At 46.4% G+C, this 14,970-nt stretch carries 13 protein-coding genes; 3 read left to right on the top strand and 10 right to left on the bottom strand.

Annotated features, from left to right (window positions below; genetic code table 11):
- Positions 1–226: 226 nt before the first annotated feature.
- Together ONB37_02910 and ONB37_02905 are read right to left on the bottom strand one after the other, a co-directional pair.
- Positions 227–586 carry a thermonuclease family protein gene (locus ONB37_02910; protein MDZ7399096.1) on the bottom strand — a complete coding sequence of 120 codons (360 nt, stop codon included), beginning with the start codon at positions 584–586 and terminating at the stop codon, positions 227–229.
- Positions 587–730: 144 nt separating this feature from the next.
- Positions 731–2,548: a hypothetical protein gene (locus tag ONB37_02905; protein MDZ7399095.1), complete on the bottom strand. Its 1,818-nt coding sequence runs from the start codon at positions 2,546–2,548 to the stop codon at positions 731–733.
- Positions 2,549–2,983: 435 nt separating this feature from the next.
- Between ONB37_02905 and ONB37_02900 the strand changes: the two genes are divergently transcribed.
- From ONB37_02900 to ONB37_02890, 3 genes are all read left to right on the top strand, one after another.
- Entirely contained in the window at positions 2,984–3,190 is a 207-nt protein-coding gene (locus ONB37_02900; GenBank protein ID MDZ7399094.1) for a DUF6132 family protein, read from the top strand.
- 180 nt (positions 3,191–3,370) lie between these two features.
- Positions 3,371–3,577, top strand: a complete 207-nt coding sequence (locus ONB37_02895) for a zinc ribbon domain-containing protein (protein MDZ7399093.1) — start codon at positions 3,371–3,373, stop codon at positions 3,575–3,577.
- 183 nt (positions 3,578–3,760) lie between these two features.
- Positions 3,761–4,354: a thioredoxin family protein gene (locus ONB37_02890; protein ID MDZ7399092.1), complete on the top strand. Its 594-nt coding sequence runs from the start codon at positions 3,761–3,763 to the stop codon at positions 4,352–4,354.
- A gap of 245 nt (positions 4,355–4,599) precedes the next feature.
- Here the strand turns inward: ONB37_02890 and mce are convergent, their stop codons facing one another.
- The 8 genes from mce to ONB37_02850 form a co-directional block, all read right to left on the bottom strand.
- The gene (gene mce, locus ONB37_02885) at positions 4,600–4,998 is read right to left on the bottom strand and encodes a methylmalonyl-CoA epimerase (protein MDZ7399091.1); all 399 of its coding nucleotides are present in this window, start codon (positions 4,996–4,998) and stop codon (positions 4,600–4,602) included.
- A gap of 245 nt (positions 4,999–5,243) precedes the next feature.
- Entirely contained in the window at positions 5,244–6,821 is a 1,578-nt protein-coding gene (locus tag ONB37_02880) for a capsule assembly Wzi family protein (GenBank protein ID MDZ7399090.1), read from the bottom strand.
- Positions 6,822–6,953: 132 nt separating this feature from the next.
- On the bottom strand, positions 6,954–8,633 hold the full coding sequence (locus tag ONB37_02875; GenBank protein MDZ7399089.1) for a methylmalonyl-CoA mutase family protein: 1,680 nt from the start codon (positions 8,631–8,633) through the stop codon (positions 6,954–6,956).
- Between the two features lie 253 nt (positions 8,634–8,886).
- On the bottom strand, positions 8,887–10,440 hold the full coding sequence (locus tag ONB37_02870) for a DASS family sodium-coupled anion symporter (protein ID MDZ7399088.1): 1,554 nt from the start codon (positions 10,438–10,440) through the stop codon (positions 8,887–8,889).
- Positions 10,441–10,591: 151 nt separating this feature from the next.
- Positions 10,592–11,308, bottom strand: a complete 717-nt coding sequence (locus tag ONB37_02865; GenBank protein ID MDZ7399087.1) for a polyprenol monophosphomannose synthase — start codon at positions 11,306–11,308, stop codon at positions 10,592–10,594.
- Between the two features lie 194 nt (positions 11,309–11,502).
- On the bottom strand, positions 11,503–12,408 hold the full coding sequence (rfbD, locus tag ONB37_02860; GenBank protein ID MDZ7399086.1) for a dTDP-4-dehydrorhamnose reductase: 906 nt from the start codon (positions 12,406–12,408) through the stop codon (positions 11,503–11,505).
- Between the two features lie 37 nt (positions 12,409–12,445).
- Positions 12,446–13,384 carry a PfkB family carbohydrate kinase gene (locus tag ONB37_02855; protein MDZ7399085.1) on the bottom strand — a complete coding sequence of 313 codons (939 nt, stop codon included), beginning with the start codon at positions 13,382–13,384 and terminating at the stop codon, positions 12,446–12,448.
- 81 nt (positions 13,385–13,465) lie between these two features.
- Positions 13,466–14,767, bottom strand: a complete 1,302-nt coding sequence (locus ONB37_02850; protein MDZ7399084.1) for an NCS2 family permease — start codon at positions 14,765–14,767, stop codon at positions 13,466–13,468.
- Between the last annotated feature and the right edge of the window lie 203 nt (positions 14,768–14,970).

Here is a 14,970-nt window from a genome sequence, read left to right as displayed (position 1 = left end):
TAAGAATTCAATCATAAGAAAGCAACAGATTCGATCAACCAGTCATTCCGAGCGAAGCGAGGAATCTGTTCAGTTAATTGATCTCGTGAGAAATAAAGATTCCACACTTCGCTGCGCTGCGTTCGGAATGACTCAAACATTTTGATCCTTCAGAAATCTAAGCGCTTCAGACCTAAGAATTCAGCATAAGAAAGCGATCAGCCAAAGGGCGCATTACGGGCAGGTATTAATTGTCCTCAGAATATACCGCATGCCCATCCTGAACCATCCGATCGTTGACATTGAAATATTGGCCGTTTTCATCCTGGATCCAAATTTCGCCAAGATAGCGACCGTATTTTTCTTTCACGTCTTTAATCGTTTCTAAAATGATTTGGCGATCAAGAATGAGCTGTCTCAAATGATCTCTTGAGGCCAGTCCTTGGGGCCGCTCTGGGCCGCGGATTTCGGGAGCATTGATGCGGGCCAAACGAATTTTCTCTCCATGAATCCACGTGTGCAATCCTAAATCGATATCAACAGTGCAGGTATCGCCATCGTAAACCTCTACGACCCGCGCTTTATAGACGTACAGTTTTAATTCCATTCGTCATCTCCTGAATAGGGTGATAGTTGTTGAAAACGTGATTTAAACGGGAATAGATTGCATATTGCTGATGATCCACTACCGCATATTGATAGTCTAACGCGCTCTACTGATCTGGATCCAAGCAAAAATCTCAAGCAACTGTTATCGAAGCAACAACATTTTTTTTGCCTGCCTTTGAGTGGGCAAAATTAGCTGATAAAAATAGATGCCGCTGGCCAACAGAGTTCCGTGGAGATCTCTCCCATCCCAGGTGACGTCATAGTTGCCGGGTGCGAGCATTTGGTCCAGCAGAATCGTCGCCAACTTGCCCAAACGGTCGTAAACAACCAGCCGCACCTTCATCGGTCCGTCAGACGAATCATTAGCTGGAACGGAGAAGCTGATAGTTGTCGTTTGATGAAAGGGATTGGGATAATTCTGAAGAAACATGGGTATGTTGGGATCGATCTGTGATTGTATTTTCGATGCCATGGTTGCCTGGTTGGAAGAGGCAACAATTTGTCCGACATCAAGCTTGAACCACCATTCCGTAGGCCAGGTCTCAAGAATCCATCGGTAATAGTCCTCATCCCGATCGAAGGTGGTATAAAGAATTCGATGATGTGGCGAATAGAATCGGGGTTCTCCCAGTGCTTCATAACGATTGTCCAAATAGTGCAAAAATTCATGGATGAGGATCGTTTCGTCCAGAGGGTGTCCAGGAACGATTGGCTGGGCGATAATAGCTGGTTTCTGTTTTAAGGAACGCGTATCGCGGAATATGTAGCCCGAATACCCTGACCACGTCGATTGCGAGTTCCACCAGCAATAGATAACGACCAGAATATCATAATCCTGTTGGCGAATAGAGCGATTGCTTAGATCGGTTTGGACTGGCCGGGGAGATAAATAGTAACCCCACGCATCATCTTTTTTAGTAAAGTCATGGATCGTGAGAGGACGGGCCATCCAGAGCGTATCCGATTTTATCTGAAGCGCGTAGGTGGAGTTCCAAATATATTGTTGGAAATTGTTGATGGCTTGGAGGATCTCTTGTTGTTCCCTGCTGCTGAGGATTTTTAGACCCTCATTGGGAGTTAGATACTGAGAATAGACAATGAAAAGTGATTTGAATACCAATCGCCTGGGATCAGTTTGGATGGCGATACCAGTGGTGAAATTATTTGGAATTATGACGTCCCGAAATCCTGGAGCAGGCTCGACCCGCACGAACAGCCGATTTAATCCAGCGGGCAAATTTGCGGAGAGCGTTAGCTCTCTTGAGGTACCTACTGGAAGAGGTGCGATAAATATCGTGTCCAGCAACACGGTCCTGCGAAACGCAGCATAGTGGAAATAGTTGCTGTTCGGATTGCCGCTATATAAAAGCACATAAGCTCCCTTGGCAGCCACTGGCCCAGAGTTATGGATGGTGGCGCGCACGACAATTTCATCTCCAGGACGATATTGTGATCTGGGAGAAATCAAATTCAAATGAGAAATATTCAAATCGGTTACTTTATTCTGATCGACCCAAAACGACCACACCGAGCTTTGAATTTGACGATCCTCAATGACGGCATAGATTAACCAATTATAAAGTTTCAGGTCTTCAATCAAGTTGGGTTCGGTAATTGTGAAACTAGTATCATTTCCAACCCAGCGGTCTAAAACGACCTTACCGTCGGTTTTGGCGATCAATAGGCGATAATTCACTTGACGATTTTTTGAAATCGCTCGCCAGCGGAAGGTGGGGAAGGAGCTGTTGACTTGGCTGGCAGAATCGGGCTCGATCAATTTTACGCGATCGATGGCATGGGTTCTACCTTCATCAATAGCGCCGCTGAATTGGACGTTGACTCCAGCCGTTATTGGATCTGATAATATGGCTTGCGATCTAATCAACAAGAGAAATAGCAGAAGCACGATCAAATAATAAGATCTATTTCGATGGTCAGGAATCAACACATTCACTTTCATACGAAATTTTTATTGGTGACCATATTTCTTGATTGCTAATTTGAATATGAACGGAAATAAAACTAAAAAGATTCTCGCTCATTTGCAAGAGAATTTTTTAAAATTAATAAATCATTGAATCCTTGGTTTGGAAATTACATCTAAAATAGCGAAACGCTTTCAAATAGGTTAGGGGCAACGACTTGAAATAGGTGAGGTTCTTTTACCGAGAATTTTATAATTCGATCGATTGATTGGTTAGGAAATAGCAATCGGAAGAGATTGGATAGCTAAAATAGAAACGAAAATCGATAGTGCGAATTCGGTCCATCCTGACAAATCAGTTGATTATTATGGGTTCCACGATCATGATCTTGCTAAGCTCTCTGGTCTTGTTTTATCAAGTCAAAAGAATTAAGCGTAATTGATCGGTGGTTAATCGAGAGGAAAACAATCATGAAATCTTACATTTTTAAAGCGCTCATTGTAGTGGTGGGAGGTGTTCTGGGATATGCGTATTATTACTATGTTGGTTGCCGAACTGGAACCTGCCCTATCACAAGCAATCCCTGGATCAGCACTGGTTATGGTGCCTTATTCGCATTAGTGTTGGTTTGGGGCACCGCTAAAAAGAAAAGGGATAACTCAGAAAAGGAGAGTTGAATGGATATTATTACTCCGCTTCTATTTATTGCTGCATACTTTTTGTTGATGCGATTTGTTCTGCCGCGGCTTGGCATTCCGACCTGAATGTCCAATGCCTGTGACTTTCAGTCTGATCGTCATGACAAGGAATTGAAGCATAATAAAGGAAATGAAATGGAAAATTAGAGGGAAGTTGAGATGCCAATTTATGAGTACAAGTGCAAAAAGTGCGAAAAGATTTTTGATGTTTTTCAATCCATTGGAGGGAGTTCAGAAGGGCTTATTTGTCCTGTCTGCGGGGAGCCAAATCCGCAGCGCATTTTCTCAGCCTTTGGTACCAGCGGAACAATAGGTGGTCATTCATCAGGCGCGACAGGATGTAGTTCATCTGGACCGTTTTCCTGAGCATCATAATTGCAATAGCCGGAGGCTTTGCGAGCACTTCTTTGTCATTTTATTTCAGAATGGTATTTTTAGTCAATGCAATAGCAAAAAAATGAAGCTGATTTATTTTTTTAGCGGATCGTTTAATAATAGCATTTTGAAATTTGCTCCCATTTAATCTTATTGAACATGTGGAGGATCACTATGAATAGAAAATTGAGCTTATTATTTGCAATCTTTGCGCTGCTCATTTTGAGTTGCTCCGATGCCACCAATGAATCCATAGCACAAAACAAGAAGTCGACGCCACCTTCGCAAGGTAAGCAAGTGGAACATCGGAATTTCACCATTAGCTTTAATCAGGGATTGGAGAAAGCAGCCAAAGAAAATAAGAATATGATCGTTGATTTTTACACTGACTGGTGTCATTGGTGCAAAGTGATGGACGAAAAGACGTTCAATCATCCTGACGTTGCTCGAAAATTGAGCGATCGATTTGTGACAGTGAGGATCAATGCGGAAGATCCAAATCAGAAAGTAACTTTCAAGGGACATACATTCAATCACATTGAGCTCACCCGCGCGTTTCAAGTAACGGGTTTCCCATCTCTGGCGTTCATTTCTCCGCAACATGAGGTGATCACGGTGTTGCCGGGATATATTCCCGCCGAGCAATTTGGCTATATTCTGGATTATATCGACCAGAAATGTTGGGAGAAAAAAATGACATTAGAGGAATTCATGAAACGAAAAGGGAACTGCAACGATAGCGATGCTTCGAAAGCTTCGCCAAAGTGAGCGACCAAACGTTAGCCTAATTGGTTATAGATTGCGCCAATTGATAATATGCCATTGCGAATTTGGTTGATGATCAATATCATTGGCCTAAAAAATCATCGGTGACAATTTTGAAATCGAGCGGTTGGCGTCTGCGAGTTATTGTGAATCACTGCTTGGTTAAGAAACTGCCCAACACAAGGAACCTGAGAGAAAATGCGGGAAATCCTCGATAATGAATTTTTCTCGATTTGCGCTTTTTGATTTCAGATCTGACATAGTTCGGTGAGAATGCCAAACGTCGAACGGGGATGGAGGAATGCGATTTGATGACCGACAGCTCCAATTTTAGGCGTTTGATCGATAAGCTGAATCCCACGTTCCGAGAGACGTTTCAAATCTTCAGCTAAGTTATCGACTTGATAAGCGATATGGTGGAATCCTTCGCCCCGTTGAGACAAAAATTTCGCAATGGGGCTATCTTCTGAAGTCGGCTCCAACAATTCAATCCGTAGCTCACCCAATCTGAAAATTCCCACCCGGACTTTTTGATCTGGGACTTCTTCGATGCCCAAAAATTTCATGCCAAATATATCCGAATAAAATTTAATTTGTCGATCCAAATCTTTCACAGCAATTCCGAGATGATCGATCTGTTTAATCATATTGGTAATCTCCTAATCTAAAATTGCTCAGTTCCGAAAAAAGCAAATTAGTAAATCGCTTTGGCTTTAAAAAGCGCAAAGGGACTCATGGTTTGTGATTTTTCCAAGAGGATAGGAGCTGCGGGCTGACCCTCGAAAAAAAGTTTGGTACGGTGATTATTCGATCAATCTGAAAGATTAGTTACCTCAGCTATATCGATTTTAACTACCCCTTTGTCCGCTCAAAGCAACGCTCGTGAACGGTATCAATAGTTTATTAACAAAGTGAAGTTAATTTGGCGATCGAGCGCATTTTTTCCTTTGATCTGCTGGAGATTTTGTGAATTGATCCAATAGGCATTAAGTGAGAGAAAGGCATCGCGAAAGATCTGGTCGGTCACCTTTAAACCAAAGATCTGTCGTTTCTCTACCACTCCAGATAAGAAACGTTTTCGCGTGCCATCTGGAATATCCCAGGGTCGCGTCAATTGACCAGCACCTTTGCGAATCAGGTCGATCGAGCCGCTGAATCGCAGATCGCGATTGGGGCTATAATTTGTCTCAAAAAACCAGTCGTCCGCATTCGGTCCGAGCCAATGGCCCATGCATTGGTTGTAATTTTGATAGATATTGATCGGACGCTCATGGGTGTAGACGAACGGCTCCACGCGCGCGTATTCGATGCGAAGGTCGCTATTGGTAAGCCCCAGAGGATCGAGCCATAGGCCACCAGCCAGAAAGGCGAACTTGTTCCCGTAATATAGGAAAACGCTTCGCGACAGGGTATAATCATCGATGAACAGCTCAAAATAAGTTTTCAGCGTGCGGACTGGAAACATCGTGACATCGAAGCCAATGGTGTTGTTATCGCGATCGCCGAGATGATGTTCGGCCACATGATAGGGCATGAGCGGATTCAAATATTGGAACTCGATGCCCCGATTGCCATAGACAACCGCCTCGCTGCCAGCCAGCAGGAGCCAGGGGGTGACTTGGATCTCGAGTCGATGGGCAGCCAGGTATTTTTTCCCCAGGCTGCTATTTAGATGGGCATGAAGACTGGTGAAATTGAATCTGCGATATTGGGCAGTCAACTTGATAATATCGAACAGCGGATTCTGAGCCGAGAGCATCAGGCTGCCATGATAACCCGGTCCCCATTTGGCGCGATCACGGCCGATCTGCAATTGGAACCAGGGAAGTTTCCAGACCAAATATGCGATGGCTTCATCGGTGTATGCATTCTTGCCCGCATAATTGATCGGTGTGCCTCGGGAGGGATCGAAGTTCCGTTCAACAGACTCCAATCCGCGATGGATCGTATTGCGCACGAAGACATGAAAGCCCAGGCTGTTCTTCAATTGTCCCCTGAGAACGCCTCCCAATGTGGTATGAGAGGTCCGCTCGGCTTTCGGATATTGATCCCCGCGGTTGACATCTAATCGAAAACCAAAATCAAAATCCGCATGGATGGTGTAATCATGCTCTGACCAGGATACCAGATGCCGCTCCTTTAGGCCAGGATTGAATTTGACATCCAGGGCTGTTAGTTCTTCATGGAATTCTCCTTTGAGTTGCTCCAGTTGATCTCGCTCTGTAGTCGTTAAGCTGTATCGTGAGTGTTGCGCTCTTCCTTCAATTTGGGCCAAAATTTTCGCCAATTCCATCCGTGATAGCGGCAGCGCCCGAATGCTTGTCGACTCGAACAATCCCTTGGCTTCCATTCGTTCTAAGAATTGATAACACCAGTGTTCCAGCGGCACATTAACCGATTGTCCCATTGCTAAGTGGCCGGCAATCAAGAGTAGAAAGATGATAACTCCAATTTGTTTTGGACGAATCACTTTTGTTTGTTCCTTCTCTTAATCTTCGACTTCTAAAAATTGTTAGCGGTCCAAGATACCCAGCATTCTCATCGCTTGTTCGAACCTGTACAAGCGATTTAAGACTGGTTACTCATGGCCGATAATTCATCTTTACATGACAACCGTTTCTTTATATTCTCCAAACACGCTTCGCAAGACATCACAGATCTCGCCGATGGTTGCGTAGACCCTCACTGCCTCGATAATTGCTGGCATAAGATTGCCATTACTATGAGCCACCGCTTTGAGATGCTGTAACGATTGTGCGACGGCTGCGGCATTGCGCTGGCGTTTCACCTGGATGAGGCGATCAACCTGTTGTTGTTGAATCGCCATATCAACTTTCAGCAGCTCAGGCCGGTATTGCTTTTCAGTTTTGAACTTGTTAACCCCTACAACGATCCGTTCGGATTGTTCCAGCTCTTTTAAATACCGATAGGCGGAACGCTGGATCTCTTGCTGGATGTATCCCTTTTCGATGGCTGGAATTACGCCGCCCATGGCATCGATCGCATCGATATATTTTTGGGCCGCTGATTCGAGCGCATTGGTTTTGGCTTCGATGTAATAGGAGCCAGCCAAGGGATCAATGGTCTCGGCGACGCCGGATTCGTAAGCGACGATCTGTTGCGTGCGGAGCGCTATTTCCACAGATTGTTCTGAGGGCAAAGCCAGTGCCTCATCATAGCTATTGGTATGGAGGCTTTGTGTTCCGCCAAGGACAGCGGCCAAGGTCTGAATAGTAACGCGAATGATGTTGTTCATCGGTTGCTGTGCCGTCAATGTTGAACCAGCAGTCTGGGTATGAAAGCGCAGCATCATGGATTTCTCTTCTTTGGCGCCAAATCGATGCTTCATGATTTTCGCCCAAAGACGTCGAGCCGCTCGAAATTTGGCGATCTCTTCCAATAGATCATTGTGGGCATTGAAAAAAAACGATAATCTCCCTGCAAAGTCATCCACTGATAATCCTGCATCAATCGCAGCCTGGACATAGGCGATGGCATTGGCTAATGTGAACCCGATCTCCTGGGCGGCGGTGGCTCCGGCTTCCCGAATATGATAGCCTGAGATGCTGATCATGTTCCACTTTGGAAGGTGTTTCGAACAATAAGAAAAGATATCGGTAATGAGTCGCATCGAAGGCCGAGGGGGAAAAATATAGGTTCCGCGGGCTACGTATTCTTTCAAAATATCGTTCTGGATCGTTCCTGATAGCTGGCTGGCGGCCACCCCCTGTCGCTCAGCCACAACGATATACATTGCCAATAGTACTGCGGCTGGGGCATTGATCGTCATCGAAGTGGAAACTTTGTCCAGCGGGATGCCTGCGAATAGCGTTTCCATGTCCTCCAAGGTGTCAATCGCCACACCGACCTTACCCACTTCGCCAGCGCAAATCGGATTGTCCGAGTCATAGCCGATTTGGGTCGGCAGATCAAATGCAACAGATAAGCCAGTTTGCCCCTGGGAAAGCAGATATTTGTATCGGCGGTTCGATTCCTCTGCTGTGCCGAAGCCAGCATATTGGCGCATCGTCCACAATTTGCCGCGATACATGGTGGGCTGAACCCCTCGTGTGAATGGATATTGGCCCGGAAAACCCAGATCGCGCAAATAATCGAAATTTCCGATATCGACTGGAGTGTACAATCGATCGATCGGATCCGATGATCCAGTAACAAACTGGGTTTTTCGTTCTGCAAATTTATTCAGCGTGGGTTGGACCACAGTATTTTCCCAGTTCAGTTTTTGATTTCGAATCTCTTCCAGAGGATTTTTATCACCCATAGCTTGCCCCTTCCCGATTTGCACAGCCTATTATCGCATCCCGCTGCCAAGCTGGATCGACCGCTTGCTGTGAGGATCAAAAATAGCGAATTGCATTTCGAAAATCAATCATATTTTTGTGGAGAATATTAGCGACAACAGGTTCAGATTGAAGAAAATCTATCACTCAATTGATCGAATTGGGGCTGTGAATGATAGTTTCACCAGATCTAAAAAAATTTTTCCCGCACATCGTCTGAAGATGAGAATTATTTCAAATCAGATCCAGTAAAGGGCACAAAATTCTCAGCCCTAAGAAGATCACGAGCGTGCTGAGGATATCAAGGATTACCCCAGCAGTGAGCATGGCCGTGATCGGAACTTTGCCTGAACCATAGACAATGGCGTTGGACGGGGTGGAAACCGGTAACATGAAAGCCATACTGGCTCCGAGGCATACCCCGAGCGTTGGAGGGATGGCGCTCACTCCTGCGCTTTGGGCTACGGCAATCATGATGGGCACTAACATATTTGCCGTGGCCGTGTTGGAGGTCATCTCGGTAATAATATGGGCTAAAATGATTGCAATGAGGGTGATAGACCACAGCGATGTGGCACCTCCAAAGGCGATGAGCTGTTTTCCTAATACATCAGCCAGATTGGTGGTGAACATCAGTCCGCCCAACGATAATCCGCCACCGAAGAGCAGGATCGTTCCCCAATCGATTTTCACGGCTTGGCTCCAGGTGAGGGTGAAGCGCCGCTCGCGCCAATTGACGGGGAGGATGAACAGCAAGATCGCTGCGGCCATGGAAGCGATTCCCTCTGGCAGATGTTGTTCGCAAAATTTGAACGCTGCGCAATCCGTGCCCCATCCCGAGGCGATGATGCCAGGAGCAATCCAGAGCACCACTGCGACCAGAAACGCGATGAGCGCGTTTCGCTGTCCTCGAGTCCATGGGCCTTGTTGCTTTTGTTGCTGTCGCAAAAAATCCTCTAGGCCGGGAAATCGCTTCATGGCTGGGGGGTGTCGCCACATCATAAACAGAACCATGATAAGCCACATGACGATCAGGATGGGGATGGCCAGCATCATCCATTGAAAGAAATAAATTCGAACGTGCAAAATTTTATCGAGCATGCCAATACCGATCAAATTTGGCGGCGTGCCTATGGGGGTACCGATCCCGCCGATCAATGCCCCATAGGCAATGGTCAAAAGCAGCCCCGTGTTGAAACGCTCCGAGGTCAAATTTTGCCCGCTGTGCTGCGAAAGCGCACCAAACGCACCGATAATACCCAGCAGGATGGGGTAGATCATGGCCGTCGTGGCACTGTCGCTGATCCACATGGAGATCAGCGAAGGAATCAGTGCGATGGCGATCACCAATCGATAAGGGCGATTGCCAATCCACCGCAACGATAGAATGCTCAGGGCGATGCGCTGATCCAACTGCTGCTCGATCATCCCCCGAGCCAAGAGAAAGCTCCCTAAAAACAGAAATATGATGGGGGAAGAGAATGGGGCAAATACCGTGGTTGGAGAGGCAATCCCCAAGATGATGCATAAGACAGGACCCAAAAGGGCGGTAATTGGAATTGGCAGGGCTTCGCCGACCCAATAAATGAGAACCAGCGCGATGATCGCTGCGAGGCGATGGGCCTGCACCGTTAAAGCTGGCATCGGAATGATCAAAAAAAGAATAAATACCGCAGGGCCAAGAAACAAGCTAATGGTTCGACGCCAGCGGTCGAACCGCTGTTCGGTTTCAGAGATCGCCTCGGTAATAACGGCGGAAGTTTCTTCGTATGGAGGGCCCTGAGTCACTCTGCCACCTCCGTAAGTTTGGTTTCAGGTCTGGACAAAAATGATCGGGATTTGGCGATTCGTACGATTATTCAGTGTTCAGTAGTCAGTAATCAGTAGTCAGTGATTAGTGATCGTTTGAGCAATAAAATTAGGCCAGGATCGAGTTTGATCAAATTTTGCCAAGCAGGCTCAGAATCTTCAATTTCCACACCATCCAGATCGCCTCACGAATGATTTTTTTGGACATCTTGGAGCTGCCCGCCTCGCGATCCGTGAATACGATGGGGATCTCAGTGATGCGGAAACCCTTTTTCCATGCTTTGAAATTCATTTCGATTTGAAACGAATAACCATCTGAAGCAATCTGATCAAGATCGATGGCTTCGAGGACCTCCCGACGGAAGCACTTATAACCCCCGGTGCAATCTTTGATGGGAAGTCCTGTGATCCATTGCGTGTACTTATTGGCACCGACACTGAGCACCAAGCGGGTGATCGGCCAATTGATGACATTGACGCCAGTCTTGTAGCGCGAGCCGATCACCAGATCATAGTTTTTAATAGCTTCTAAAAAATTGGGGATTTCATCGGGATCGTGAGAGAAATCGGCATCCATTTCGAAGATGTAATCATAACCATGTTCCAATGCGTATTTGAATCCAGCCACATAGGCGGTTCCCAAGCCAGCCTTGGTAGGCCGTTTCAATAAAAATACGTTGGACTCGCAGCGGGCAATATTTTCGACAATCTCGGCTGTGCCATCGGGCGAGTTATCATCAACTACCAAAATATCCAAGCCTCGGATCCCTTGAAAGAGAATTCGATCGATGAGATTTTCAATATTTTGAGCTTCGTTATAGGTGGGAATAACAACAATGGCTTTCATTCAGTATTCGGCCTCTTGGTTTTGGTTCGATAGATTCATCAATCTAAAATTGCCTATCGGCAGCACGACGGGGCTCTTTCCTGTCAATCCGAGCTGATCCCACTGATTGGCTTTACTTGATCCACCTTCTGCTGATCCGAGGCTACCGACTTTTTTATGCAGGTGCGTTCAATTTCTGTTTTGATCACCTGGATTTAAAAGAACAAGAACCTTTTCAATTGTTTCTTCAGCTTCTTTAATCCAGTTGTAACATCGGACATCTGAATCCCCAGTTCGGTCTGGGCCTTGGTGATGATAAAACCGGACTTCAAGGGTCGTGTCGCTGCCTGACCGAGTTTGGCGGTGGTGGTCGGCTCGATGAGCTCTTGATTGAGATCAAAGACCTCAGCGATTTTCAGGGCGAAGTGATAACGGTCGATCAATTCACTGCCACAAATGTGAAACAGATCCCATTTGCGGCGCTCAATGATCCGTAAGATCGCTTCTGCGAGATCATCTGCCAGAGTGGGATTGCTGATCTGATCGGTAACGACCTGAACGGTCTCTCCCTTGTTCAATTTTTCAATTACCCATGTGACAAAATTAGGACGGGTCTGAATGCCATGACCATACAACACCATGGTGCGGACGATGGCGTGTTCCAAACCCGAAGCGATCAGCAAGTTTTCACTGGCCAATTTGGATTTGCCATAATATCCTAACGGCTCGGGCGTATCGGTTTCCACGTATGGGCCGCTTTTGCCATCGAATACATAATCAGTCGAGAGATGGACGATTTTGGTCCCAAGCCTGCGGACTGCCTGAATGATATGATCCATGGCCTCAACGTTGATCTTCCAACATTGTTCCTTTTGGGTTTCGCACCCATCGACATCCGTCATTGCAGCGGTGTTGATCAGATAATGCGGCTGAAATTCGGCTAATGCTTGTTTCACCAGCCGACGCTTGGTCAGATCAAGCTGGCGATATGTGAATTTGACCTTGGTCTGAAACGGTGCCTCATGAAGATCTATCCCCATGACTTCATAATGAGAAACCGATCGTTCCAGGAGCTTCTGCCCCAATAAACCATTTACTCCAGTGATGACAAGTTTTTCCATTTCGAACCCCTAAACAATGCGATTGGTGCTCCTCTTTTTAAAAAGCCGATGATTCAACCCCAGCATCTTTTAGCATGGTTTTCAGTTCTGGTAATTGTTCTGTGCCGCTGAAAGTGCAGTTCAATCCAGCAACTCGATTGGCATAGCGCGTTGCTTCGAGCGCGTCGCCTCGGTTCAAATAATGAACCAAAAAACCAGCAGCAAATGCATCCCCACAGCCAGTTACGTCTACTACGGTTTTCAGCGGCATGGCTGGAATCTGATAAAATTCCTGTTTTGATCCCTTTTTTACAAATAGGAACGAACCATTAGAGCCACGAGTGATATGACAGACTTTAACCCCAAGTTCCAAAATTTGGCAGCCGAGATTAGATAATTGAGAATCCGAAGGTGCTGATAGATTCAGTACCGAGGCGGCTTCTGCTTCATTCATTTGAACTACATCGATACCGCTTAGCCACTCTCTCCAGTCTGGCCGATAGCGCAGCACGCGCAATCCGTCAGGTTGAATGTCCAGCGAGAGACTATGATAATCCACATATACCAATCCCGGAACTTGGCTTCGGAATTGCTGAAAGCAGGGCAATGACATCTCGAAGCCAGTGATGAAGTTCACGAGCCATGCATCCATCACGCCGATCGACCGAATATGATCCAGTTCGATTGGCGGGAGACGATGGGAGAGGTATTCAAACCGTTGCTCGGTGGTGTGATAGATCAATGTCACCGCGGTATTAGGCTGATCAATCTTCCGAATGCCGTATTCTTTAACACCGGGCAACTCCGCCAACCGCTGGGTGATAGAATTATAAATATCAGTTCCCAAATAGCAGACCGGATAAATTTCATCCCCGGCAGAAATCAAATTGCTCAGGATCGAAACAGTGTAAAAAATCCCACCAAAGCTATCCACTTCATCCCCGGTGCTGAGCTTGATATGATCTTTGATGAAGGTCCCAATAACTCCGATTTTCATTGCCACCTGCTATTGCTATAAGAAAAGCTTCTTATAAAAAAATATCGCGCAGTTGCCTTTGTCTAATTTCGGTTCGTGTTTTTAGTGATACGGATAGAAAATATAAAACAAAAGCGATAATACAAATAGGACCCACATTCCCGGATGGATGTGTTGCGGTCTTCCAGCCAGCAATTTGAACAATGGATAAAGAACAAACCCGGCCGTCATCCCGATTCCGATGTTGAATGTGAAACTCATCAGCACAATGGTGCAGAACGCTGGGATCAGCTCGCTGTAATCGGAAAAATCAATTTTTTTGATTGGCTCTAACATTAATAATCCGACGATCATCAATGCTGGGCCATAAGCGAACGCTGGGATAGCGGTTAAAAATGGGGCGAAGAATAGAGCCAAGAGGAATAGCACCCCGGTGACCACCGAAGTGAATCCGCTTCTCCCGCCTTCTTCAATGCCAGCAGCCGATTCAATATAGACGCCGCTTGTGGTGGTTCCCAATAGGGCACCGAGCACCGTGGAAAGCGCATCGATCAGCATCGGTTTTTCAATCTGAGGCAAATTGCCCCGCTCATCTAATAGGTTTGCACGGGCAGAGAGCCCGATCAACGTCCCCATAGTATCAACGAAATCCATGACAAAAACCGTCAGAATGACTGCGAAAAATCCCCAGGTGAGTGCGCCTGCGATATCTAATTGAAGGAGAATTGGCTTTAAGCTTGGGGGCATACTCATGAATTTTTCAGGGGTTTCCGAAAGTCCAAGAATATAAGAGAGCACCGTGACGCTTAAAATGCCGATCAGGATTGCGCCCCGGATTCGAATCAGCATCAGGAAACCGATCAGCACGAATCCCAGGATGGCCAGAAGCGCTTTCGGATCGGCGATGTTGCCCAGCTTGAGCGGGGCCGAAGCCACCCCTACAGAGACGATTCCGGTCTCATTCAAGCCGATCAAGGTGAGGAACAAGCCGATACCGACGGCGAAGCTATATTTCAGGCTCTGAGGAATGACCTCCACCAGCCAGGTCCGCACGCGTAGCAATGTCAGGACCGTGAACAACACGCCCCCGACAAAGATCGCACCCAAGGCGGTTTGCCAGGTGTAGCCCAACACATTGACCACGGTATAGGCAATGAAGGCGTTCTCACCCATATAAGGCGCGATAGCAAAAGGACGGTTGGAATAGATGCCCAGACAGACAGTCCCAAAGAAGGCAGTCAAAATCGTGGCGACCATCACCGCGTCTTTCGGCATGTGTGCCGCCTCCAGGATCGCTGGATTGACGATGATGATGTAAGACATGGTGATGAACGTCGTAATGCCAGCAAGAATTTCCCGGCGATAGTTGGTGCCGAGTTGATCGAATTTAAAAAAACGCCGCATTGCAATGCTCCTTTTTCTGTAAAATCGCTTCGTCGGGTCGATTGGTTATTGATGACCACACTAAATCAGAAAGACGAATTGCTGCAACCGAGCAAGGCGTTCCATTTGAATAAATGAAATCCTTTCCTTAGAAACATGCCTTTTCAAATTTTCTCACAAAACTTAGTTTTGAATCCTTTTCAGCCCAAATCGGAACCAAACAG

The sequence above is a fragment of the candidate division KSB1 bacterium genome, assembly GCA_034506395.1.
Lineage (GTDB): Bacteria > Zhuqueibacterota > Zhuqueibacteria > Thermofontimicrobiales > Thermofontimicrobiaceae > Thermofontimicrobium.
The sequence above is the reverse complement of the archived record's forward strand: the minus strand, read 5'-3'. Positions and strand labels throughout refer to the sequence as shown.

What these genes read in the sequence shown, in the direction of transcription:
- ONB37_02865 (MDZ7399087.1), bottom strand. Translation starts at nt 11,308, where the DNA reads ATGAAAGCCATTGTTGTTATTCCCACCTATAACGAAGCTCAAAATATT.
- ONB37_02850 (MDZ7399084.1), bottom strand. Translation starts at nt 14,767, where the DNA reads ATGCGGCGTTTTTTTAAATTCGATCAACTCGGCACCAACTATCGCCGG.
- rfbD (MDZ7399086.1), bottom strand. Translation starts at nt 12,408, where the DNA reads ATGGAAAAACTTGTCATCACTGGAGTAAATGGTTTATTGGGGCAGAAG.
- ONB37_02910 (MDZ7399096.1), bottom strand. Translation starts at nt 586, where the DNA reads ATGGAATTAAAACTGTACGTCTATAAAGCGCGGGTCGTAGAGGTTTAC.
- mce (MDZ7399091.1), bottom strand. Translation starts at nt 4,998, where the DNA reads ATGATTAAACAGATCGATCATCTCGGAATTGCTGTGAAAGATTTGGAT.
- ONB37_02855 (MDZ7399085.1), bottom strand. Translation starts at nt 13,384, where the DNA reads ATGAAAATCGGAGTTATTGGGACCTTCATCAAAGATCATATCAAGCTC.
- ONB37_02905 (MDZ7399095.1), bottom strand. Translation starts at nt 2,548, where the DNA reads ATGAAAGTGAATGTGTTGATTCCTGACCATCGAAATAGATCTTATTAT.
- ONB37_02890 (MDZ7399092.1), top strand. Translation starts at nt 3,761, where the DNA reads ATGAATAGAAAATTGAGCTTATTATTTGCAATCTTTGCGCTGCTCATT.
- ONB37_02900 (MDZ7399094.1), top strand. Translation starts at nt 2,984, where the DNA reads ATGAAATCTTACATTTTTAAAGCGCTCATTGTAGTGGTGGGAGGTGTT.
- ONB37_02895 (MDZ7399093.1), top strand. Translation starts at nt 3,371, where the DNA reads ATGCCAATTTATGAGTACAAGTGCAAAAAGTGCGAAAAGATTTTTGAT.
- ONB37_02875 (MDZ7399089.1), bottom strand. Translation starts at nt 8,633, where the DNA reads ATGGGTGATAAAAATCCTCTGGAAGAGATTCGAAATCAAAAACTGAAC.